The sequence below is a fragment of the Streptomyces sp. NPDC056480 genome (genome assembly GCF_042795405.1).
In the GTDB taxonomy this organism is placed as follows: Bacteria; Actinomycetota; Actinomycetes; order Streptomycetales; family Streptomycetaceae; genus Streptomyces.
In genome coordinates, this window is the sequence record NZ_JBHTSA010000083.1 from 14,830 (window position 1) to 37,161 (window position 22,332).

A 22,332-nucleotide genomic window follows, 5' to 3' on the forward strand; every position below is an offset into this window, starting at 1 on the left:
ACCGTCGCCCTCCACACACATATCGAGGAGTTCGAGATGCTGGACATCGCCGAAGAGCTGCACCGGTGGGTCGAGCAGGGACGCGAGTTCGCCGTCGCCACGGTCGTGGCGGTCGGCGGGAGCGCGCCCCGGCAGCCGGGCGCCGCGCTCGCCGTCGACAGCGACGGCACGGCGATCGGCTCGGTCTCCGGCGGCTGTGTGGAGGGCGCGGTCTACGACCTGTGCCAGCAGGCCCTCGAAGACGGGAAGACCGTCGTCGAGCGCTTCGGCTACAGCGACGAGGACGCCTTCGCGGTCGGTCTGACCTGCGGCGGCATCATCGACATCCTCGTCACCCCGGTCCGCGGCGGGGTCTTCCCCGCCGCGCTGGCCGCCGCCACCACCGGGGAGGCGGCGGCCCTGGCCCGGATCGTCTCCGGCCCCGAGGACCTGATGGGCCGGGCGATCCTGGTCCGCCCCGACGGCTCGTACGAGGGGAAGCTCGGCGGCCACCCGGAGCTGGACCGCACGGCGGCGGGCGAGGCCCGCGCGATGCTCGACGCGGGCCGCACCGGCACGGTGGAGATCGGCGAGGACGGCAGCCGCTGCGGACAGCCGCTGACCCTCCTGGTCGAGTCCTCGGTCCCGGCCCCCCGCATGATCGTCTTCGGTGCCATCGACTTCGCGGCCGCCCTGGTCCGGGTCGGCAAGTTCCTCGGCTACCACGTCACCGTGTGCGACGCGCGGCCCGTCTTCGCGACGCCGGCCCGCTTCCCCGAGGCCGACGAGATCGTCGTCGAATGGCCCCACCGCTACCTGGAGTCCACGGAGGTGGACGGCCGTACGGTGCTCTGCGTCCTGACCCACGACGCCAAGTTCGACGTGCCGCTGCTCCAGGCCGCCCTCAAGCTTCCCGTCGCCTACGTCGGCGCGATGGGTTCCCGCCGCACCCACGAGGACCGCAACAAGCGCCTCCGCGAGGTCGGCGTCACCGAACTCGAACTCGCCCGCCTGCGCTCCCCGATCGGCCTCGACCTCGGCGCCCGTACGCCGGAGGAGACGGCCCTGTCGATCGGCGCGGAGATCGTCGCCAACCGCCGGGGCGGCACGGGCCTCTCCCTCACGGGCGCCCACACCCCGATCCACCACGACGGCCCCCGCGCGCCGGCCGGACGCATAGGCTCCGTCGCCTGACGGCCCCGGCCCCGCGCCGGCGCGGTCCCCGGGAAGCGACGGCGGTGCCGTCGCCCCCGCGGAAGTCCGGCCGGAGCGGGCGCGGAGTCAGTGCGGCGCGCCCCGGCCCCGTACCGCCGACGCCCAGGCCGGCTGTTCCTCGTCCGCCTCGGCCTCGGCCCGGCGCCCGCCCCTGGCGAAGAAGTCCGCGAGCGGCAGGATCGCCGCCCCGACCGTGACCGCGTCGGGGCCCAGCGTGCCGAGGGAGATCCGGACCCGGGCCGCCGGGTACTTCAGCGCGTACTCCGTGGCGTACCCCGTGACCGTCTCCAGGAAGGGGGCGCCGAGCTGGAGCCCCGCCCAGCCGCCGACGAGGATGCGCTCGGGCTGGAAGAGGTTGATGAGGTCGGCGAATCCGGCGCCCAGGTACTCGGCGGTCTCCGCGAGGACCTCCAGAGCGGTGGAGTCGGGGTCCGTCCCCGGTTCCGCCGGGTAGGCGGCCGCCAGCATCGCCGTCAGCGCCGTCTCCTCGTCCGCGCCCGCCGGGGGCACGCCGCCGGCCTCCCGCCACCGCTCCAGGAGGGCTTCGGCACCGGCGTACGCCTCCAGACAGCCCTGCGCGCCGCAGCGGCACCGGCGGCCCCGGACCCGCACCTTCAGGTGTCCCCACTCGATCGCCCGGCCCGGCCCCATCGGGTCCGTGACCACGCAGGCGCCCACGCCCGAGCCGAAGAGGACGACGACGGCGCTGTGCGCGCCCCGCCCGGCGCCGAACCACATCTCGGCCTGGCCCAGGGTCTTCGCGCCGTTGTCGATCCAGTACGGCACCGAGGCCGGCAGCTCCACGCTCTCCCGCAGCAGCCGCTCCAGGGGGACCGCGTCCCAGCCGATGGTCTGGCCGTGCACGACCGCGCCGTCCTCGGCGGTGCGGGCGACGATGCCGGGCACGCCGACGCCGACGCCGAGGAGCCGCTCCGCGGGCACGTCCGCGGCGCGCAGCACCTCCGCGATGCCCTCCCGGAGATGCCCGACGACGACCCCGACCTCGTACCTGTCGTGGGGGTTCCGGCCGTCGACGGCCAACGGGCGTTCGGTGCGCGCGAGTTCCGTGAGGGTGAGATCGAACAGCTCGATCCTGATCCGGGTCTCGCCGACGTCGACGCCGATCATGCAGCCGCTGCCGGGGGAGATCCGGAGCAGCGTACGGGGGCGCCCGCCGGCCGAGTCGACGCTGCCCGCCTCCTCGACGAGGCCCTCCGCGACGAGCTCCGCGACCACGTTGCTGACGGAGCCCGAGCTGAGACCGGTCGCGGGGCCGAGCGAGAAGCGGCTCAGCGGCCCGTCGAAGTAGAGGCGCTGAAGGACGGCGGTGCGGTTCTCGCGTCGCAGGTCACGCACGGTGCGGCCGTTCCGCATGGTCACTGGGCCCCCTGGCGAAGTAGTCCTGAGGTCAACATACCTCCGCCGGTACGTGCGGGACGTCTTCTCTTGAGCTTTAAGCCACACCCTGAATTAAGCGCGGGGAGCCTTCAGGACCTGAACGCGGCCGCGGTGCGTGGGGGCGCCGTTCCCCTCCGGGCAGAGCTTGCGCACGCCCTGGTAGCGCCAGACCTTACCGGCGGTGTCGCGGGCGACGAGGGTCCGGCGTGTCGTCCCGCCCGAGCCCCCTTCGCCCCCCCGACGCCGCGAAGGGTCGTACCTGAGACCGGCTCGGGTCGCCGCGCTCCGCTGCCGCGCTCCGCTGCCGCGCCCCGCTCGGGAGCTCAGGTCCTGCGGAGGCCGCTCAGGAGGAGTTCGGCGAGCTGCTCGTACGCCTCCGCGTCGGCCAGGCCGGTCGCCGCGGCCACCTGGCGGCGCTGGATGCGGACCATCACCGAGGAGATCACGTCGGCCGCGAAGGTCACGTGGACCTCCCGGAAGACACCGGCCCGGACGCCCTCCTCGATGAGCTGCTGGACCCGGCCGGCGGCCGCCCGCGTGTTGCGCTCGTAGACCTCCGCCGCCGGCTCGAACGCCGCCACGTCGTCGAAGAACTGCGGCGAGACCGGCGCCAGCTCGGCCGAGACCGCCCGCAGATAGGCGGCCAGCCGCTCGGCGGGGTCGGTCGCGGCGGCCAGGACCGCCTCGACCCGGGCCGTCGCACGCCGGAAGAAGTGCACGACCGCCGCCCGGACCAGCTGCTCCTTGCTGCCGGCCAGGCCGTACAGGGTCCGCTTCGAGCAGCGCAGGCGTGCGGCGAGATCGTCGAGCGTCAGCCGGGCGAAACCCTCGCCGACGAGGAGGGCGACGAGCTCCTCGAAGAGGGCGGAGCGGCGCGCCGCGCCGCGGCCCGTCAGCTTCGGGGCGTCGGCGGCTGAGGTCTCGATCACCTGGTCAGTATTCCAGGCCGGCGTTCCGAGGGGGTTACGGGTCCACCGGCCTGCGCTACTCTAAGCGGTACTGCAGTACCTGCCCCAGTACCACTTTGCGCGCCGCTGGAGTCGCCATGGATGTCGACCGCCTGCTTCCCACCCCCGAGGCAGCGGACCTCATCGCCCTCACCCGGGAGATCGCCGACAAGGAGCTCTCTCCGCTGGTGGACGAGCACGAGGCCGCCGAGAAGTACCCCGAAGGACTCTTCGCCACCCTCGGCGAGGCCGGACTGCTCGGTCTGCCGTACCCGGAGGAGTACGGCGGCGGAGGCCAGCCGTACGAGGTCTACCTGCAGGTTCTCGAGGAGCTCGCCGCTCGCTGGGCGGCCGTCGCCGTCGCCACAAGCGTCCACACCCTCGCCTGCCACCCGCTCCACACCTTCGGCACCGCCGAGCAGAAGGAGCGGTGGCTGCCCGAGATGCTGGAGGGCCGCGCCCTCGGCGGCTACAGCCTCTCCGAGCCGCAGGCCGGCTCCGACGCGGCCGCCCTCGCCTGCAAGGCCGAGCGGCAGGACGACGGCAGCGGGTACCGGATCACCGGCACCAAGGCGTGGATCACCCACGGCGGCAGGGCCGACTTCTACGCGCTCTTCGCCCGGACCGCCCCCGGCAGCCACGGCATCTCCTGCTTCCTCGCCCCCGGCGCCACCGAGGGCCTCAGCTTCGGCGCCCCCGAGCGCAAGATGGGCCTCCAGGCCGTCCCGACCACCTCCGCCTACTGGGACGGCGCGCTCCTCGACGCCGACCGTCTCGTCGGCGACGAGGGCCAGGGTCTCCAGATCGCCTTCAGCGCCCTCGACAGCGGCCGCCTCGGCATCGCCGCCTGCGCCACGGGCCTCGCCCAGGCCGCCCTCGACGCCGCCGTGGCGTACGCCAACGAGCGCACGACCTTCGGCCGCCGGATCATCGACCACCAGGGCCTCGGCTTCCTCCTCGCCGACATGGCCGCCGCCGTCGACGCCGCCCGCGCCACCTACCTGGACGCGGCCCGCCGCCGCGACCTCGGCCGCCCCTTCAGCCGCCAGGCCAGCGCGGCCAAGCTCATCGCCACCGACACGGCCATGAAGGTCACGACCGACGCGGTGCAGGTCCTCGGCGGCTACGGCTACACGCGGGACTTCCCGGTCGAGCGCTATATGCGCGAAGCCAAGATCACCCAGATCTTCGAAGGCACCAACCAGATCCAGCGCCTCGTGATCAGCCGGGGACTCGCCCAGCCGTGACGGCGCTCCGCCCGCTCACCCCGCTCCTCCCGCTCCGCCCGCTCCGCCCGCTCCGCTCGCTCCGCCCGCTCACCCCGGTCGCTCCGGGGTGAGTCCGGGGTCGTTCGGGGTCATTCCGGTGGCGCGGCGGTCAGGGTCGAGGCCTGGTGCAGGCCGACGAGCGTGCGGACGGCAGGGGGCAGCCAGTCCACCGGGTCCTCCCCCTCGGGACCGCCGATCCTGCGCAGGATCTCGGTGGGGGACGGCCGGCCCGCCGGATCGTGGCTGAGGCATGCCGCGGCGACGGCCGCCAGGTCGGCGGGCAGCAGCCGCGGGGCACCGTCGAGGACCGTGCCCCCGGCACTCCGGGCCGCACCGCCCGCGTGACACAGCACCATGCCGAACGCATAGGTGTCGACGGCGGCGGTCAGCGGCGCGCCCGCCATCTGCTCCGGAGCGAGGAACCCCCGGGTGCCGATGACGAAGTCGGCGCCCGTGAGCGCGGTCGCGTCCGCGCCCCGGGCGATCCCGAAGTCGATCACGCGCGGGCCCTCGGCCGCGACGAGGATGTTGCTCGGCTTGAGGTCCCGGTGGACGATGCCGCACGCGTGGATGGCCTCGAGCGCCTCGGCCACGCCGAGCGCCAGCGCCCGCAGGGTGGGTGCCGGCAGCGCGCCGTGGACGTCCAGCACCTCCTGGAGGGAGGGGCCCGGGATGTACTCCGTGACGAGCCAGGGCCGCGCGTCCTCCGGACCCGCGTCGACGACCGGCGCGGTGTGGAAGCCGCTGACCCTGCGTGCGGCGTCGACCTCCCGCGCGAAGCGGCGGCGGAACGTCGGATCGCCGACGAGCTCCTCCCGTACGACCTTCACGGCGACCTGCCGGGCCCCGGGGGACCGGCCGAGATAGACCGTGCCCATCCCGCCCTCGCCCAGCCGGGCGGTCAGCCGGTACCGGCCCACCTGCTGCGGGTCGTCCCGGCGCAGGGGCTCGTGGGCGATCGGGGACGGCGGCTGCACGGGGGACTGCGGTGACGGGGCGGGATACCGGTCCGCCAGCCGCCAGGCGTCGTCGGCCTCCGCGAGCCGGTGGATGCTCGCCGCCTTGGACTCGCCCTCCGCGCGCAGGATCGCGGCCTGCTTCTCGCCCTCGGCCCTGAGGACCGCGGACTGGCGGATGCCCTCGGCGGTGAGGATCGCGGCGCGCTTGTCACGGTCGGCGCGCATCTGCTTCTCCATCGAGTCCTGGATGGAGGTCGGCGGCTCGATCCCCTTGACCTCGGCGCGGTGGACGCGGACGCCCCATGCGCCGGTGGCCGCGTCGAGGACGCTGCGGAGGCTGCTGTTGATCTCCTCACGGGAGGTGAGGGCCCGCTCCAGGTCCATCCCGCCGACGACGGAGCGGAGGGTCGTCGCCGTGAGCTGCTCGATCGCCTCGGTGTAGCCGGCGACCCCGTAGGTCGCGGCCCGGACGTCGGTCACCTGGTAGTAGACGACGGTGTCGATGTTGACGAAGAGGTTGTCCAGGGTGGACACCGGCTGCGGCGGGAACTCGACGACCTGCTCACGCAGGTCGACCCGGCTCCGGACCCGGTCGAACGGCGGGAACAGCACACTGACTCCGGGGCGCAGCACACGGGTGAACCGCCCGTTGCGCTCCACGACGACCGCCGCCCCCTCGCGGACGATCCGTACGCACAGGGCGGCCACGCCCGCCAGAAGAAGCGGGATCACCACCCAGAGCAGAGTCGCGGCATTCACAGCCCAAGCCCCCCTCGGCCTCAGCACCCCCGAACGTCCAGTCTTTCAGAACTGCCCCGTACGGCACAGGTGTTGACGCTTCAGAAGGGCCGCGATCTCCGTCAGGCCGTGGCGGACCGCGTGGTCGAGGGCCGTGTCGCCGTACGGGTCCGGGAGTTCGGGGTCGGCGCCCGCCGCCAGGAGGAGGGCGACGACGTCCTGGTGCGCGCGGCCGCCCGTACCGAGGATCACGGCCTCCAGGAGGGCCGTCCAGCCCAGCCGGTTGACGTGGTCGACGTCGACGGCCGTCTCCGCGAGGACGGCCCGGACGTAGGCCACGTGGCCCCGCTCGGCCGCCGGGATCAGGGCCGTACCGCCGTAGCGGTTGGTGAGCCCCAGGTCGGGGCCCGCGGGGAGCAGGGTCCGCATCATGGCGACGCCGCCCGTGACGCCGGTGACCAGCCAGGCGCTGTCGTACCGGTCGTCCTGGGCGTTCGGGTCCGCGCCCGCGGCGAGGAGGACCCGGGCCGTGTCGACGTGGTCGTGCCGGGCGGCGTGCAGCAGGGGGGTGCGGCGGCGCCGGTCCCGGGCCTCGACCCGGGCGCCCGCGGCGAGGGCCGCGCGGACGGCCGCGGTGTCACCGTGCGCGGCGGCCGCCAGGAGGGTGTCGTCGAGCGCGTTCATGGGGGCCTCCTCGTGCGGGCGTGGGCGCGGGCGCCGGACCCGCTTCGGGTTACTTGCCGAGGGCGGCGACGCCGGCCTGGGCGAACTTCTCGTCGAGGTCGCCGGAGGGGGCGCCCGCGACACCGATGCCGGCGATGGGCGCGCCCTTGGCGGTCACCGGGGCGCCACCGGCGAGGAACAGGGTGCCGGGGATGTCCTTCAGGGTCGGGGCGTTGGTGAGGCGCTTGGCCAGCTCCGAGGTCGGGGCGTTCCAGGAGACGGCGGTGAACGCCTTCTTCTCGGCCGACTCGTAGGACTGCGGGCCCGCGCCGTCGCCGCGGAGGGTGACGATGGTGTTGCCGTTGCGGTCGACGACGGCGACGGAGACGCGCTGGTTCTCCTTCTCGGCGGCGTCGAGCGTCGCCTGCGCGGCCTTGGTCGCGGCCTCGATCGTCAGGTGGGTCGACTGCTGGAGGTTGTCGTTGCCGGCGTCGGCGCGGACCACGGCGGCGGGGGCGGCGGCCGGGGCCGAGGCGTTCGCGGAGACCGCGCCGAAGGTACCGGCGGCGACGACAGCGGCGGCGGTGGCACCGAAGAGGATCTTCTTCATGAGGAACTCCGTGAGGGTGAGGAGGGCGGAACTGCGAGGAGAAGTGAGCCGAGCCGGGGTGAACCGTGCGAGTGGTCCGTTCCTTCGCTCTGCCCTCCATCCTGTGGCCGGGACCCGGGCCGTACGGTCCACGGTCCGGCTGCCCTCCTCACGCACACTGGAGGACGGCCGGGTCAGCCGATCGGCTGATGCCCCCGTGGTCCCCCCGGGTCAGGATGGACAGATATCCCCAGGTCAGGAAGGTGAGAACGTGGCACGGCCGACGGAGACCGAGCAGGACCCCGACGCCCCCTGGCTGGCGCGGGTCATGCACATCGCCTTCTTCCTCCTCCTCGGCGCCTCGCTCGCCCGCTTCCTGCTGCGCCACCCGTGGGAGGACCGCAGCCCCTGGATCGTCGCCCTCTCCGGCGCCCTCGCCTCCCTCTACCTCCTCGGCCCCGTCGTCGGCACCCGCGCCGCGCCCCGCCGGATCGCCTGGCTGAGCACCGTCGTGGCCGTCTGGATCCTGCTCGTCGTCCTCGCGCCGAGCTTCGCCTGGTGCGCGGTGCCGCTCTTCTACACGGGCCTGCGCACCCTCCCGGCGCGGGCCGCGCTCGGCCTGGTCACGCTGCTCACCGCGTTCGTCGTGTTCGCGCAGGTGCAGCTCGCGCACGGCGGCTGGGACCCGAACCTGATCGTCGCCCCGCCGGCCGTCGCCGCCATCGCCACCGGCGTCTTCGTGTACTCGGACCGGCAGGCGGCCCGCCAGCGGGCGCTCATCGACGACCTCATCCGCACCCGGCGCGAGCTGGCCGCGATCGAGCGCCGCGAGGGCACCCTCGCCGAGCGCCAGCGGCTGTCGATGGAGATCCACGACACCCTGGCGCAGGGCCTGTCCAGCCAGCAGATGCTGCTCCAGGCAGCCGACCGCACCTGGGACAGCGACCCGGCCACCGCCCGCCGCCATGTCCGTACGGCCGAGTCCATCGCCGAACGCAACCTCGCCGAGGCCCGCCGCTTCGTGCACGACCTGGCGCCCGCCGACCTCGCCGAGGGCGGCGGCCTCGAAGAGGCACTGCGCGGCCTCGCGGCCCGCGAGTCGACGGCGTTCCGGGTCGACGGGACCGCCGTCCCGCTCCCCGAACGGGTGCAGTCGGCGCTCCTGCGGATCGCGCAGGGCGCCCTCGCCAACATCCGCGAGCACGCCGGCGCCGACTCCGCCGCGCTGACCCTCACGTACCTCGACGACCAGGTGGTCCTGGACATCGCCGACGACGGCCGCGGTTTCGACCCGGCCGACAGGCCCGGCGGGGTACGGGGCCACGGGCTGCCCGCGATGCGCGTGCGGGCGCAGCAGCTGGGCGGGACCCTGACCGTCGAGTCCACTCCGGGCGAGGGCACGGTGCTCTCGGCCGCGATCCCGCTCCCGAGCGGCCACCCGAACCCAGGCCCGGGCCCCGGCCCGCACCCGCACCCGCACCCGCACCCGCACCCGCACCCGCCGACGAACCCGCCCTCGAACCCGCCCTCCCTGGAGTCCTGATGTCCGTACGGATCCTCCTCTGCGACGACCACGTCGTCGTCCGCGCCGGCCTGCTCGCCCTGCTCGGCAGCACCCCCGACATCGAGGTCGTCGGCGAGGCCGGCAGCGGCGAGGAGGCCGTCGCCATGGCGGCGAAGCTGAAGCCGGACGTCGTCCTGATGGACCTCCAGCTGGGCGCGGGCATCGACGGCGTGGAGGCCACCCGCCTGATCGCGCCCACCGGCGTCCACGTCCTCGTCCTCACCACGTACGACACGGACGCCGACATCACCCGGGCCATCGAGGCGGGCGCCACCGGCTACCTCCTGAAGGCCGAGCGCCCGGAGGAGCTGTTCGCCGCCATCCACGCGGCCGCCCAGGGCCGCACCGCCCTCTCCCCGCCGGTCGCCAGCCGCGTCATGGACCGGATGCGCGGTGCCGCGGGCCCGAGCCTCACGGACCGGGAGCGGGACATCCTGGGCCAGCTGGGGCGGGGCCTCGGCAACCGCGAGATCGCGCGGGCCCTGTTCATCAGCGAGGCGACGGTGAAGACCCACCTCGGCCGCATCTACGCGAAGCTCGGCGTCGACACGCGCGCGGGCGCCGTGGCGGTCGCGAAGGAACGGCGCCTGCTGCCGTAGGCGCGCGCCGCCCCGGGCACACGCCGCCCCGGGCACGCGCTGCCCCGGGCACACGCCGCCGCAGGACACGCAGCCGCAGGCACACGCAGCCGTAAGCCGCGCTTCGTGCGCACCCGGGGGTCCGCCACTGCTACTGTGCGTTGCCGTTCGACAGCACGGTGTCATGCCTCAGGCCCGGTCAGTCCAGTGGGAGCGCACGTGAAGCTCGCGATCGTCGGCGGCGGACCCGCCGGCCTCTACCTCTCGATCCTGCTGAAGCGGCAGGACCCCGCCCACGAGATCACCGTGTACGAGCGGAACCCCGAGGGTTCCACGTACGGCTGGGGTGTGACGTACTGGGCCGGGCTCCTCGACAAGCTGCGCGCGGGCGACCCCGAGTCCGCGGCCGCCGTCGCCGAGGCTTCGGTGACCTGGACCGACGGGGTCGCGATCGTCCGCGACGAGCGCACCGTCCACCGGGGCGACGCGGGCTTCGGCATCGGCCGGCGGCGGATGCTGGCGCTGCTCGCCGACCGGGCCCGAGAGCTCGGCGTACGCGTCGCGTTCGAGCACGACGTCGCGGGCCCGGACGCGCCCGAGCTGGCCGAAGCGGACCTGGTGGTCGCCGCCGACGGCGTCAACAGCGTGCTCCGCGAGGCCCGCCCCGAGCACTTCGGCAGCGCGGTCACGAGCGGCCGCAACCAGTACATCTGGCTCGGCACCACCAAGGTGTTCGACTCCTTCAGCTTCGCCTTCAAGGAGACCGCGCACGGCTGGATCTGGTGCTACGCCTACGGGTTCAGCGGCGAGCGTTCGACCTGCGTCGTCGAGTGCTCCCCGGAGACCTGGACGGGCCTCGGCCTCGACACGCTCGGCGAGGCCGACGGCCTCCGCCTCCTGGAGAAGCTGTTCCACGACCTCCTCGACGGCCACGAGCTGATCGGCCGCGACCGGGCCGACGACACCGCCCAGTGGCTCACCTTCCGCACCCTCACCAACCGGGTCTGGCACCACGGCAACGTCGTCCTCCTCGGCGACGCCGCCCACACCACGCACTACTCGATCGGCGCGGGCACGACCCTGGCCCTGGAGGACGCGCTGGCCCTGGCGGACGCGCTGCGCGCGCACACCGACCTGGACACGGCCCTCACCACGTACGGGAAGCGCCGCCGCGCCGAGCTCGTCTCCGCGCAGAGCGCCGCCCGCTACAGCGCCCAGTGGTACGAGAACCTCCCGCGGTACATGCGCCTGGAGCCGGCCCGGATGTTCGCGCTCCTGGGGCAGCGCCACTCGCCGCTGCTCCCCCACATCCCGCCGCAGCTCTACTACCGGATCGACCGGGCCGCCGAGCAACTGGAGCCGCTGCGCCGTCTCAAGCGCTGGCTGGGCCCGCGGGTGGCGCGCGCGGTGCACGGCCGCCGCTGAGCGCCCCTCACCCGTCCCGGCGGTGGACCGCGACCAGGGCCACCGCCACCGCCGAGGCGCACGTGGCGCGCCTCTTCACCGAGCGGGACGCCCGCGACCGGGCGGCCGGTGATCCTCGCGTACGAGGTGGGCCCGGCGCCGTGACACCATCGGTTCCGTGCTCGACATCGGCTACTCCCTCTCCCGTCGCTTCCCCGACCCGCCGCAGACCGACTACCGCCACGCGGACGTCCACGCCCTGCGTCACGACCTGTTCTGCGGGGACGTGTACCTCGCCGACACCAAGACGGACCGAGAGGTCTCCACAGCCTGGGGATGGGTGCCGGTCCTCGACTTCGCCTGGGCCCTGTGCGACATCGTCGAGCAGATCGACCAGGACCCGCGCGGCAACCGCGCCTCCCAGCCGCAGTACGCCGAGCTGGACTTCACCGAGTCCTCGGACCGCATGCTCTTCGAGCGCCGCTTCGGCTGGGTGGACGTCGAGGCCGACTGGATGCCGGGCGACGAGCCGCCGATCACCTTCAACCACAAGGTGCTGCGCCGCGAGGCCCGCGACTTCCTGCACGACCTGATCGCCGACCTCACGGACATGCACGAGGGCCTCGCCGACAACCCGGCCATCTGGTCCCTCCAGGCCCGCTTCCCCCGCCTGCCCTGACCCCAACGGCCCTGACCCAGGCAGCCCGCTTCCCCCGGCCCGCCCTGCCCCGGGCGCACAAACCCTGCCCTGCCCCCCCCTGAGCACAGCCCTGCCCCCCAGAGCGCAGCCCCCCCCCTGAGCGCAGCCCTGGCCGCGAGCCGGGCGCACCAACCCCCTACTCCTCCACCCGCACCCCCAGCTGCGCCGCGAGCACCGGCGCCAGGTCGAGGAGCTGGGCCGTCGAGATCACCGCGCCCGCGAGCGACTCGACCCCGCGCGCGATCTCCAGCCGCTGGACGCCTCTCAGGTCCACGTCCTTGAGCCGCGCCCCGCTGAAGTCCACGCCCGTGAGCACGCAGTCCACGAACTCCACCCGTTCGAGCCGGGCGCCCCCGAAGTCGGGCTCGCTCAGCACGCACCCCTCGAAGACGACGTCCTTGAGCTTCGCCGACCGCAGGTTCAGGTAGTCGCTCTTCCCTCCCCGTACGACCACCCTCTCCAGCACCGCCCCGTGCAGCTGCGCCCCGCCGAGCCGCGCGTCCACGAGCTCCACGTCCCGCAGCTGCGCCCCGGCGAGGACGGTCCCCACCCCCCGTACGCCCGTGAGCACCGAGTCGAGGAAGCGGGCCCCCGTCAGCCGCGCCTCGTCGAGCCCGCAGTCGCGCAGCGCGCAGTCCAGGAACCGCGCGCCCTCCCCCGACTGGCCCGTGAGGTCGAGCCCGGTCAGTTCGAGTCCGTCGTAGTCCCCGTCCGGTTCGAGCCCTCCCCCGTACGGCTCCAGGGGAGGCAGCCGCAGCTCAGGGCGCCGCGCCCCCGCGACCGCCGTCTTCTTCTTCCGAGTCGTCGCCATGCCCCCATGGTGATGTACGCCACTGACAACGCCCCGATGTCACGAACGCGCCCCCGCCTCTCGTCCTGCTTGCGAGACCGGACACGGGGTCGGCGGGAGCCGGCCCGATCGAGAGGGAGAGCGTCATGCGGAAGCTCACGATCATCGGCGGCGGGTTCGCCGGACTGACCGCGGCCATCACCGCCGCCGAGGCGGGCGTCAAGGTGACCGTCCACGAGGCGCACCGGACCCCCGGTGGCCGCGCTCGCACCGCCGAGGGCCCGTACCTCACCAACGAGGGCCCGCACGCGCTCTACGCCGGCGGCCCGCACTGGACCTGGCTCAAGCAGCGCGGCCTCCTCGGCGAGCTGGCCCCGCTGCCGGTCTCCGAGGCCCTGCGGCTCCGCTTCCACCGCGGCGGCGCCCTGCGCCGGACCCCGCCGTTCGGCATGCTGCGCCAGTCCCTCCGGGACGCCGGACAGGCCCCCGTGGACGTCGACTTCCGCACCTGGGCCACCGGTCTCGTGGGCGAGCGGGCGGCACACGCCGCCGCCTCGTACGCGGCGGTCGCGACCTTCCACCACGACCCGGGCGCGCTCTCCGCCCGCTTCGTGCAGGAGCGGCTCCACCGGGCCACCTCCGTGCCGCCGGAGGCGCACTTCGTCCGGGGCGGCTGGGGCCGGCTGATCGAGCGGATGATCGCGCGCGCGTGGGAGACGGGCGTACGGATCGAGACGTCGTCCCGTGTCGACGGCCTCGACGCCCTGCCGCCCGGCGAGGGGCCCGTGATCGTCGCGACCGCCCTGCCGGCCGCCGCCCGGCTGCTCGGCGACCCGTCGCTGACGTGGGAGAGCGGCCGCACGGTCCTGTTCGACCTGGCCCTGCGGACCCGGAAGGGCGATCCGTTCGTGGTCTCGGACCTGGACGCGCCGGGCTGGATCGAGCGCTTCACGGCCCAGGACCCCACGCTCGCCCCGGCCGGGGTGCAGTTGATCCAGGCCCAGCTGCCGATCGGTCCCGGCGAGTCGAAGGCGGACGGCGTGGCCCACGCCGAACGGCTCCTCGACCTCGGCTTCCCGGGCTGGCGCGAGCGGACGGTGTGGCGGCGGGACTCCCTGTGCCAGGGACGTACGGGAGCGGTCGACCGGCCCGGCACGACCTGGCGCGACCGGCCGGCCGTCGACCGGGGCGACGGGGTGTACCTGGTGGGCGACCAGGTGGCGGCGCCCGGTGTGCTCGCGGAGGTGTCGTTCACGAGCGCGGTGGAGGCGGTGTCGCTGGCGCTGCGCTCGGATCGAGGTGTCCTGCGGAAGGGGCTTGACCTCAAGCATGCTTGAGGTCGGAGGCTGTTCCTCGTCGGACCACGACCACCCACACGACGAACGGGGAACACCATGCACGCCATCCGCCTCCACGCGTTCGGCCCCGCCGAGAACCTCACGTACGAGGAGACCCCCGACCCCGTACCGGGCCCCGGCCAGGTCCGCGTCAAGGTCGCGGCGGCCGGCGTGCACCTCCTCGACACCGCGCTCCGGCAGGGGATGACGGGCCCGTTCCCGGCACCCGCCGAACTGCCCACGATCCCGGGGCGCGAGGTCGCCGGCACCGTCGACGCGCTCGGCGAGGGCACCGACCCGGCCTGGCTCGGCAGGCGGGTCGTCGCCCACCTCGGCATGAACCCCGGCGGATACGCCGAGCTCGCCGTCACCGACGCCGCCCGGCTCCACGCACTTCCCGACCACCTCGGCGAGGCGGAGGCCGTCGCCATGATCGGCACCGGCCGCACCACCCTGGGCATCCTGCAGTTCACCGAACTCGGCCCCGACTCGGTGGCGATCGTGCCCGCGGCGGCCGGCGGCATCGGCACGCTGCTCGTCCAGTACGCCAAGAACGCCGGCGCCACCGTCGTCGGCCTCGCCGGCGGCCCGGCGAAGGTCGCCCTCGTCGAGGAGAACGGCGCTGACCTCGCCGTCGACTACAAGCGGCCCGACTGGCCGGAGAAGGTCCGCGCCTACCTGGGCGAGCGCACGGCCACCGTCGTCTTCGACTCGGTCGGCGGCGACACCGGCCGCGCTGCCGTCGACCTCCTCGGCAAGGGCGGACAGCACGTCGTCTTCGGCTGGTCGGGCGCCGGACTCCACGACGGCGAGCCGCTCACCTACACACCGGAGGAACTCGCCGCGCGCGGCATCACGTCGGACTCCGTCCTCGGCCCCGTCATGCTCCAGAAGGCGGGCGGCGACGTCCGCAACCTCGAACTCGCCGCCCTGGCCGCGGCGACCGCGGGCACCCTCCGCCCGGCGGTCCACCGCTTCCCGCTGTCGGACGCGGCGGGCGCGCACCGCGCCCTGGAGACGCGCGGCACGACGGGCAAGGTGGTCCTGATCCCGTAGGAGGTCCCGCGCCGATCAGACGGGCACCAGGACCCTCTGATCCGTCAGGCGCCGGGACCCCCGGAAACGTCAGGCACCAGGACCCCCCGATCCCTCAGACGGCCGCCCCGACCACATCCCAGGAGTGCGCCTTGTACTCCTTCAGGAAGTCGGGGTGGTCCTCCCACATCCGGGCGACGGAGCGCAGCACGTCCCAGTTGTGCTCCAATGCCTGGTCCACCACCTGCCGCAGCTCGGGCGCCGACTCCCGCTTCTCCACGAGCCCGTTGACGGCGGAGGCGGCCTGCACGGTGTACCGCGCGGCACGCAGGGCCCGGGAGGTGTCGTCCATCCCGAACCCGTGGTCCCTCCCGTTCGCCGGGTCGAAGAGCGGCGTCAACCGCGCCTCGATGAACGCCGTGATCCGCTGAAACCGCTCCGCAATATCCGTATCCATGCCCCCTTTCCTACACCCCCGCCCCACCCAGCCCGGCCAGCGCCCCGTCCGTCAGCCGGTACACCGTCCACTCGTCCTGCGGGCGGGCGCCGAGGGACTCGTAGAAGTCGATCGACGGCTTGTTCCAGTTCAGTACGGACCACTCCAGGCGCTCGTACCCGCGCTCGACGCAGATCCGGGCCAGTTCCGTGAGCAGCGCCTTGCCGTGGCCGCCGCCGCGCACCTCCGGGCGGACGTACAGGTCCTCCAGGTAGATGCCGTGCACCCCGCGCCAGGTCGAGAAGTTGAGGAACCAGATCGCGAAGCCGACGACCTCGCCGTCCTCGGTCTCGGCGACGTGCGCGAAGGCGGCGGGGCGCTCGCCGAAGAGGGCCTCCTGGAGCTGCTCGGGGGTCGTACGGACCTCGTCGAGGGCCTTCTCGTACTCCGCGAGGTCACGGACGAGGGCGTGGATGACGGGGACGTCGGCAGGCGTGGCGATACGGATCATGGGGCAAGCCTGCCTCGGCCGCACCGGTCCTGGCCAGGGGGTTCCGCCGCTCCGGCGGCCGCCTCACGCGTGAGGGGTTCCTCCGGTCCGGCGGGCACCCCAAGCCCGAGAGCCTCCGCCGGACCCGGCGGCCGCCTCAGCCCCGCGCGGCCCGCAGGATCCGCGCCACCTCCACCTGCTCCGCGTCCAGCCCCGGCTCCCCGTCCTCCACATCCCACAGCCCGTTCTGCAGCACCCGCCCCAGCGTCCACGCCACGGCCCGCTGCCGGTCGCCGACGACCTCGGCGAGGAGGTCGAAACGCCACAGCACGTCGGCCGGGTCGAAGCGGTCCATCAGGGCCGGCAGCAGGTCGAAGCCCGGGTCGCCCGCGAGCGGCTTGGGGTCGATCGCCAGCCACGGTTCGCGCTCGGCCGCGAGGACGTTGTCGAGGTGCAGGTCCCAGTGGAGCAGCCGGTCGCCCGGTTCCCCCGCCACCTCGCGCACGGCCGCCGCGCAGTCCCGCAGCACCGCCGCGTCCTCCGCGCCCAGGCGGCCGACCGCGTCCGGCACGTCCGCGAGCATCCCGGCCGCGATGTCGCCGAGCCCCCGCATCCCCTCCGGCGCCGGCAGCGCCACCAGCCGGGCGAGCAGCCCCGCGACGACGCCCATCGCCTCCCGCGTGTCGGCGACGGAGCTCAGCGGCCGGGCCTCGTCGAGCCGTTCGAGGAGCATCGTCCCCGTACCGGCGTCGTGGTCGAGGAGCCGCACGACACCGCCGCCGTCCCAGACGCGCAGCCCGACCGGCTCCCCCTCGGTCTCCTCGTCGAGGATCTGCATCTTCAGTGCGGCCGGCGTACCGTCCGCGACCCGCTCGACGGGCAGCACCAGCGACGCCATGCCGTACATGGAAGGCCCCGTGACCCGCAGCCCCCACCGGTCGAGGAACTCCTCGGCCTGCTCCGGCAGCGCGGCGACGAACGCCCGCCCTGCCTCTCCGTTGTACTTCACCTGAGACGCGACGAGTTGGTCCGGTACGTGAATCACCCCACGACCCTAGACACCCGCGTCGCGCAGCGCCTCCGAGAATCGGGCCGCGTCGTACAGGGCGTCCCCGCCCGGCAGCGCCGACCCGTCCACCAGGACGGTCGGCGTGCCGCCCACGCCCGAACCCTCGAAGGCCTTCTCGGAGTCCGCCACCCACCGCTGGTACGCGTTCTCCCGTACGGCCCGGTCGAAGGCCGCGCTCCGCAGCCCCTCCACCCCGTCCGCGATCCGCAGCAGATGCTCGACGGAGAAACCGTCCCGGGCCCCGGAGCCCGGCTGGGAGGCGAAGAGCGCCGCCTGGAACGAGGCGAACCGGCCCGGCCCCGCCTCCACCGACGCCCGCAGCGCGTTCGCGGCCCGCGCCGAGGCCGTACCGCCGGTCCGGTCGTCGAGGAAGGAGGCGACGACGTACTCGACCTTCACCGTGCCCGCCGCCGCCTCCTCCGCGAGGACCGTCCCGCCGCTCGCCTCGAACTTCGCGCAGTAGCCGCACCGGGGATCGACGTACACCGTGACCGTGTGCGGAGCCCTCGCGTCACCGACGACGATCTTCGTACCCTCCACGGCCGCGGGAAGCCTCGCGAGCACGTCCGCCTGCCCCTCGGGAGCCACCGTCACCACGGCGGCCGTCGACGCCCCGCCCTCCGAACACCCCACCGCCGCAAGGCCGATGAGACCTGCCGAGACAGCCGCGGCGACCAGCCGCCGGGTCCTGCGTACGGGCATGGGAGAGTCCTTCCGGAACGACGGAATCCGTGGCGGCCACGCGTGCGCCGTCCACCCTCGAAACTAGGCCGGGCCCCGTACGGGAATCGCCGCCGAAGGACCCGTATCCACAGGACCAAGGCCCCCGGTAACCTCCCGCCCACGCACCCGGAAGAGGGATACACATGAGTACGGTCAACGGCGGCATCTCGTTCTGGTACGCGCAGGACGGCGCGCCCGATCCCCGCGAACCGCTCCCCGGCGACACCACCGCCGACATCTGCATCGTCGGCGGCGGCTACACGGGCCTGTGGACCGCCTACTACCTCAAGAAGGCCGTCCCCTTCCTCAACATCACCGTCCTCGAGGCGAAGTTCTGCGGATACGGCGCCTCCGGCCGCAACGGCGGCTGGCTCTACAACGGCATCGCCGGCCGCGACCGCTACGCCGCACTCCACGGCCACGAGGCCGCCGTCCGCCTCCAGCAGGCCATGAACGCCACCGTCACCGAGGTCCTCGACGTCTGCGACACCGAGAAGATCGAGGCCGACCAGCACCGCGGCGGCGTCCTCGAGGTCGCCCTCTCCCCCGCCCAGCTGGCCCGCCTCAGGGACTTCCACGCGGTCGAGATCGCCTTCGGCGAGACGGACCGGGAGATGTACGGCGCCCGCGAGACCTCCGACCGCATCCGCGTCACCGGCGCCGTCGGCTCCTCCTGGACCCCGCACGGCGCCCGCCTGCACCCGGTGAAACTGGTGAAGGGCCTCGCCGCCGCCGTCGAGGCGCTCGGCGTCACGATCCACGAGTCGACCCCGGTCACCGAGATCAAGCCGAAGCACGCGGTCACCCCGTACGGCACGGTCCGCGCCCCGTACATCCTCCGCTGCACCGAGGGCTTCACGGCCTCCCTCGCCGGCCAGCGGCGCACCTGGCTGCCGATGAACTCCTCGATGATCGCCACCGAGCCGCTCACCGAAGCGCAGTGGGAGTCGATCGGCTGGAACGGCCGCGAGACCCTCGGCGACATGGCGCACGCCTACATGTACGCCCAGCGCACCGCCGACGGCCGCATCGCCCTGGGCGGCCGGGGAGTCCCGTACCGCTTCGGCTCGAAGACCGACAACGACGGCCGCACCCAGCCGCAGACCATCGAGGCGCTCCGCGACATCCTGGTCCGCTTCTTCCCCCAGCTTGCGGGGGTACGCGTGGACCACGCCTGGTCCGGCGTCCTCGGCGTCCCGCGCGACTGGTGCGCCACGGTCACCCTGGACCGCTCGACGGGCCTGGGCTGGGCGGGCGGCTACGTCGGCTCGGGCGTCGCCACGGCGAACCTCGCGGCCCGCACCCTGCGCGACCTCATCCAGCAGGACTCGGGCCAGTCGGGCCCGACCGACCTCACGGCCCTCCCCTGGGTGAACCACAAGGTCCGCAAGTGGGAACCCGAGCCGCTGCGCTGGCTGGGAGTGCAGACGATGTACGCGGCCTTCCGGGGCGCGGACCGCCGCGAGGCGACGGGCCACGCGGCGACGACGGACAGGGTGGCGATCCTGGCGAACCGCCTGAGCGGCCGCTGAGGACGCTTCCCGGCGAACGGCCTGAGCGGTCCTGAGGACGCTTCCCGGCGAACCGCCTGAGCGGCCGCTGAGAGCGGGAGGAGACGAGGAAGGACACGCCGTCCCTCCCCGCCCCCCTCCCCGCCCCTCCCCCGTTCACTCCACGTCGATGCCGAAGTCCCCGACGAGCTCCTCGAGCCCGCCCCGGTACCCCTTGCCGCCGAGGACGAAGTCCCAGTCGCCGCCGGCGCGCCGCCGGAAGGAGCCGAGGACGAGCGCGGTCTCGCCGGGGCGGCCGTCGGAGACGACGAGCCGGTCGAGCTCGGCGCCGGAGTCGTCGCGCAGCCGGACGCCTGCGTCGGTGAACCCGCCGAGGTCGGCGTCCGGATTGACCTCGGGGTCGACGGCGGCGACGAGCACGAGCCGGTCGGCGGACGGCGGCAGGGCGTCGAATCCGACCCGGACGGCGGCCCGGTCGCCGGGCGGGGCGGCGACCATGGTGACGGAACCGTCCGGCGTGGAGGGGTTGTTGAAGAAGACGAACCACTCGTCGCCGAGCACCCGCTGACCGGAACAGACGAGCGCGCAGACGTCGAGGGCGGCGGACCCGGCCCAGTCCATCCCGAGGAGGTTGAAGTCGGCGTCCGCCTCGGCGGTGGGGGCGGCGCCGGGCGCGGCCGCCACGGGTGACGCGGGCGGCGACGCGGGGGCGGTCCCGGACCCCAACCGCCCGCGGAGACCGTGCTGATGCAGCAGATCGACGAGCTCGACGCCGGAGATCAGGGTCAGCGGTTTGCCATTGGCGAAGGTGTAGGAGCCGGGCCCGAACCCGGACGTGGTGACGAGGACGCCCTTGTTGGCGCCTGCGCTCTGCACGGTGCCGAAGAGATCGCGTACCGCGGAGGGCGGGACCGTGTTCCGGTACCGCTTCACCTGGACGAGGATCGACCCGCCGCTGATGGGGTCGGGGTCGAGCGCCTCGACGTCGACGCCGCCGTCGTTGGACCGCTGGGTGGTGACGGCCTGCAGGCCCCGGGCCCGGAAGAGCTGGGCGACGAGCCCCTCGAAGGCGATCGGGTCCATGGCGAGCAGATCGGGCTCGTCGCCGTCCCCCTGCACGACGACCTCGACGCCGACCTGCTCGGGGGTCCACAGGGGGGCGACGGCCACGCGTTCGTCGGGCTTGGCGGAGAGCCGCCCGCCGAGAGCGCCGGTCACGCACTCCACGGCCCCGACGAACTCCAGGTTGAGCCGCTCGAAGACGTCCCGCCCGACGGCGACGGAGGCGACGCACACGCGCCCGGCGAGCCCGGTGGCGGGATCGACGCCACCGACGTACCCGTTGAGGGTGACGGCCTCCAGGGCGCCGGAGCGGTCGGCGCGGAACAGCTCGTGCAGGGCGAGGAGAACGCTCTGCGCGAGCACGTCGCGATAGAGGGCCCGCCGCTGGGTGACGGGCCGGGGAACGTCCTTCTCCTGATCGGTACCGGAGAGGTACTTCACGCCCTTGGCCTCGGGGACGACCTCGTACCCGGGCAGGTCCCAGTCGAGCACGAGGCGGCGCCGGCCGCGCTCGTACGCGGCGGACACCTCGCGGGGAAAGCCCTCGGGCCAGGCGGTGGAGGCGAAGAGCACGGCGGAGAAGAACTCGACGACGGTCTCGGGCTCCCCGCCGCCGAGGGCGACCTCGGTCCCGGCGACCCCGCGGTTGTGCGCGCGTATCTCGGCGAGCCGCGTTGCGGCCCATTCGTCGTACGCCTGCCGGTAGGCGGCGAGTTGCTCGACGCGCCGCGCTTCGGCGGCCTGGGCGGCGTACCAGTCGCGCTCGAACCGGGCGCGCGCGTCCTGCTCGGCCTGGGCCCGCCCGGAGGCGGTCCACGCGGCCTCGGGCTGGTAGAACCGCTGATCGGGCATGGGTACGGGCTCCCCGAGGGGCCCGGGCGAGAACGGCTCGACGGTCTCGGACCTCCGCAGCCCGTCGACGCTGAAGGCGGGTGCCCGGCACCCGGCGGCCAGCAGCCCTTCGAGCACCTGCACGCGCGCGTCCAGCTCCTGGGTCCGCCGCAGGGCGTCGGCCTCGCGCCGCTGCCGGTAGGCGGCCTTCTGCTCCCGCTGCATCCGGGCGACGTCCCGCTCGTACGCCCGTTGCACCCGCTCGGCGTCCCGCTGCTGCCGCAGCACGGCCTGGTGCTGTCCCTCCCGCTGCCGCTGCGCCACCCGCTGCTGCTCGGCCCACACCCCGATCAGCCCCCCGGAACGCCGCCCCATCAGCCCCACCCCTCCCGCAGAACACCCCAGCCACCAGTACGCCCCCGTAACGCCCAAGTGTCCCGGACCGCCCGCCCCGACAACACACGAACGCACGACCAGCCGACCGAAGTCGCCGACGCCCGCACACCGTCGCCCGCCGACGACCGGCAACGACCGGCACCCGCATCACCACACGCACCCGCCCGGTCACTCTCCGCTAGGATCGCGGGCGTTGTCGTCGCCACAGCCCGAGCGCGGCGGACCGAGAAGGGGCACCCCATGGCCATCATCGTGACGTTCGACCTGCCCGGCGCCGGACAGGAGCTCTACGACACGGTCATCGACCGCGTGACCGACGGCCGGGGCTTCACGCGGTTCGCGGACGTACGGGACCCGGGCCTCATCTCGCACGCGGCGGGACCGTTCGAGGGAGGGTTCCGCGTGACGGAGGTCTGGGAGAGCGCGGAGGCCCTCGAAGCCCACGCGAAGACCTTCGGCCCGATCCTCTCCGACCTCGGCTACGCCGGCCTGCAGCCCACGATCATTCCGGCACACAACGTCGTCGTGCGGTAGGAGAGGACGGGCCGCCGGCTCAGCTTGAGATTTAACCTTGTGTGATCGTCGGGTGTGTGGTGTGTTCACCCACATGGGGATTTCCCGGACATGGTGACGACCTCCGTTTCACGCTG

21 protein-coding genes and 1 pseudogene are annotated in these 22,332 nt (G+C 74.0%); 10 read left to right on the top strand and 12 right to left on the bottom strand.

What is annotated here, in order from left to right; translation table 11 throughout:
* Positions 1–36: 36 nt before the first annotated feature.
* Complete coding sequence (locus ACFQ79_RS28925; RefSeq protein ID WP_383588983.1) at positions 37–1,173, top strand: XdhC family protein; 1,137 nt, start codon at positions 37–39, stop codon at positions 1,171–1,173.
* 87 nt (positions 1,174–1,260) lie between these two features.
* Here the strand turns inward: ACFQ79_RS28925 and ACFQ79_RS28930 are convergent, their stop codons facing one another.
* Complete coding sequence (locus tag ACFQ79_RS28930) at positions 1,261–2,574, bottom strand: ROK family protein (RefSeq protein WP_383588985.1); 1,314 nt, start codon at positions 2,572–2,574, stop codon at positions 1,261–1,263.
* Positions 2,575–2,915: 341 nt separating this feature from the next.
* Entirely contained in the window at positions 2,916–3,521 is a 606-nt protein-coding gene (locus ACFQ79_RS28935; protein ID WP_079041962.1) for a TetR/AcrR family transcriptional regulator, read from the bottom strand.
* Between the two features lie 116 nt (positions 3,522–3,637).
* Here ACFQ79_RS28935 and ACFQ79_RS28940 point away from each other — a divergent pair, with 116 nt between their 5' ends.
* Positions 3,638–4,786 carry an acyl-CoA dehydrogenase family protein gene (locus tag ACFQ79_RS28940; RefSeq protein WP_355970399.1) on the top strand — a complete coding sequence of 383 codons (1,149 nt, stop codon included), beginning with the start codon at positions 3,638–3,640 and terminating at the stop codon, positions 4,784–4,786.
* Positions 4,787–4,896: 110 nt separating this feature from the next.
* On the opposite strand, the gene ACFQ79_RS28945 is transcribed toward ACFQ79_RS28940, so the two are convergent.
* From ACFQ79_RS28945 to ACFQ79_RS28960, 4 genes and pseudogenes are all read right to left on the bottom strand, one after another.
* Positions 4,897–5,784 (bottom strand): serine/threonine-protein kinase, encoded by an 888-nt coding sequence (locus ACFQ79_RS28945; protein WP_383589008.1) that lies wholly within the window; start codon positions 5,782–5,784, stop codon positions 4,897–4,899.
* 54 nt (positions 5,785–5,838) lie between these two features.
* Positions 5,839–6,435, bottom strand: a pseudogene (locus ACFQ79_RS28950) (SPFH domain-containing protein); the annotation flags it as partial.
* 135 nt (positions 6,436–6,570) lie between these two features.
* Positions 6,571–7,188: an ankyrin repeat domain-containing protein gene (locus ACFQ79_RS28955; RefSeq protein WP_383588987.1), complete on the bottom strand. Its 618-nt coding sequence runs from the start codon at positions 7,186–7,188 to the stop codon at positions 6,571–6,573.
* Positions 7,189–7,237: 49 nt separating this feature from the next.
* Positions 7,238–7,777, bottom strand: coding sequence for a heme-binding protein (locus ACFQ79_RS28960; RefSeq protein WP_383588989.1), 540 nt, complete (start codon positions 7,775–7,777; stop codon positions 7,238–7,240).
* 307 nt (positions 7,778–8,084) lie between these two features.
* Between ACFQ79_RS28960 and ACFQ79_RS28965 the strand changes: the two genes are divergently transcribed.
* The 4 genes from ACFQ79_RS28965 to ACFQ79_RS28980 all read left to right on the top strand — a co-directional run bounded on the left by ACFQ79_RS28965 (position 8,085) and on the right by ACFQ79_RS28980 (position 11,981).
* The gene (locus ACFQ79_RS28965) at positions 8,085–9,299 is read left to right on the top strand and encodes a sensor histidine kinase (RefSeq protein WP_383589009.1); all 1,215 of its coding nucleotides are present in this window, start codon (positions 8,085–8,087) and stop codon (positions 9,297–9,299) included.
* Positions 9,299–9,919: a response regulator transcription factor gene (locus ACFQ79_RS28970; protein ID WP_030323137.1), complete on the top strand. Its 621-nt coding sequence runs from the start codon at positions 9,299–9,301 to the stop codon at positions 9,917–9,919. The genes ACFQ79_RS28965 and ACFQ79_RS28970 overlap by 1 nt, the downstream gene beginning before the upstream one ends.
* A gap of 198 nt (positions 9,920–10,117) precedes the next feature.
* On the top strand, positions 10,118–11,323 hold the full coding sequence (locus tag ACFQ79_RS28975; RefSeq protein ID WP_383588991.1) for an FAD-dependent monooxygenase: 1,206 nt from the start codon (positions 10,118–10,120) through the stop codon (positions 11,321–11,323).
* Between the two features lie 157 nt (positions 11,324–11,480).
* On the top strand, positions 11,481–11,981 hold the full coding sequence (locus ACFQ79_RS28980) for a hypothetical protein (RefSeq protein WP_030323142.1): 501 nt from the start codon (positions 11,481–11,483) through the stop codon (positions 11,979–11,981).
* A 157-nt stretch (positions 11,982–12,138) separates the two neighbouring features.
* Here ACFQ79_RS28980 and ACFQ79_RS28985 read toward each other — a convergent pair whose 3' ends face one another.
* Positions 12,139–12,813, bottom strand: a complete 675-nt coding sequence (locus tag ACFQ79_RS28985; protein WP_361406093.1) for a pentapeptide repeat-containing protein — start codon at positions 12,811–12,813, stop codon at positions 12,139–12,141.
* Between the two features lie 125 nt (positions 12,814–12,938).
* Here ACFQ79_RS28985 and ACFQ79_RS28990 point away from each other — a divergent pair, with 125 nt between their 5' ends.
* Together ACFQ79_RS28990 and ACFQ79_RS28995 are read left to right on the top strand one after the other, a co-directional pair.
* Positions 12,939–14,129, top strand: coding sequence for an NAD(P)-binding protein (locus ACFQ79_RS28990; RefSeq protein ID WP_383588993.1), 1,191 nt, complete (start codon positions 12,939–12,941; stop codon positions 14,127–14,129).
* A gap of 57 nt (positions 14,130–14,186) precedes the next feature.
* Positions 14,187–15,185 (top strand): zinc-binding dehydrogenase, encoded by a 999-nt coding sequence (locus tag ACFQ79_RS28995; protein WP_383588995.1) that lies wholly within the window; start codon positions 14,187–14,189, stop codon positions 15,183–15,185.
* Between the two features lie 94 nt (positions 15,186–15,279).
* On the opposite strand, the gene ACFQ79_RS29000 is transcribed toward ACFQ79_RS28995, so the two are convergent.
* From ACFQ79_RS29000 to ACFQ79_RS29015, 4 genes are all read right to left on the bottom strand, one after another.
* On the bottom strand, positions 15,280–15,621 hold the full coding sequence (locus ACFQ79_RS29000; protein ID WP_383588997.1) for a hypothetical protein: 342 nt from the start codon (positions 15,619–15,621) through the stop codon (positions 15,280–15,282).
* A 10-nt stretch (positions 15,622–15,631) separates the two neighbouring features.
* On the bottom strand, positions 15,632–16,111 hold the full coding sequence (locus tag ACFQ79_RS29005; RefSeq protein ID WP_383588998.1) for a GNAT family N-acetyltransferase: 480 nt from the start codon (positions 16,109–16,111) through the stop codon (positions 15,632–15,634).
* A gap of 136 nt (positions 16,112–16,247) precedes the next feature.
* Entirely contained in the window at positions 16,248–17,135 is an 888-nt protein-coding gene (locus tag ACFQ79_RS29010; protein WP_383589000.1) for an aminoglycoside phosphotransferase family protein, read from the bottom strand.
* A 9-nt stretch (positions 17,136–17,144) separates the two neighbouring features.
* On the bottom strand, positions 17,145–17,861 hold the full coding sequence (locus ACFQ79_RS29015) for a DsbA family protein (protein WP_383589002.1): 717 nt from the start codon (positions 17,859–17,861) through the stop codon (positions 17,145–17,147).
* Between the two features lie 164 nt (positions 17,862–18,025).
* On the opposite strand from ACFQ79_RS29015, the gene ACFQ79_RS29020 reads away from it, so the two are divergent.
* On the top strand, positions 18,026–19,414 hold the full coding sequence (locus tag ACFQ79_RS29020; protein ID WP_383589003.1) for an NAD(P)/FAD-dependent oxidoreductase: 1,389 nt from the start codon (positions 18,026–18,028) through the stop codon (positions 19,412–19,414).
* A gap of 135 nt (positions 19,415–19,549) precedes the next feature.
* On the opposite strand, the gene ACFQ79_RS29025 is transcribed toward ACFQ79_RS29020, so the two are convergent.
* Positions 19,550–21,661: a restriction endonuclease gene (locus tag ACFQ79_RS29025; protein WP_383589005.1), complete on the bottom strand. Its 2,112-nt coding sequence runs from the start codon at positions 21,659–21,661 to the stop codon at positions 19,550–19,552.
* Between the two features lie 261 nt (positions 21,662–21,922).
* On the opposite strand from ACFQ79_RS29025, the gene ACFQ79_RS29030 reads away from it, so the two are divergent.
* Positions 21,923–22,216 carry a hypothetical protein gene (locus ACFQ79_RS29030; protein ID WP_383589007.1) on the top strand — a complete coding sequence of 98 codons (294 nt, stop codon included), beginning with the start codon at positions 21,923–21,925 and terminating at the stop codon, positions 22,214–22,216.
* The last annotated feature ends 116 nt before the right edge of the window (positions 22,217–22,332 follow it).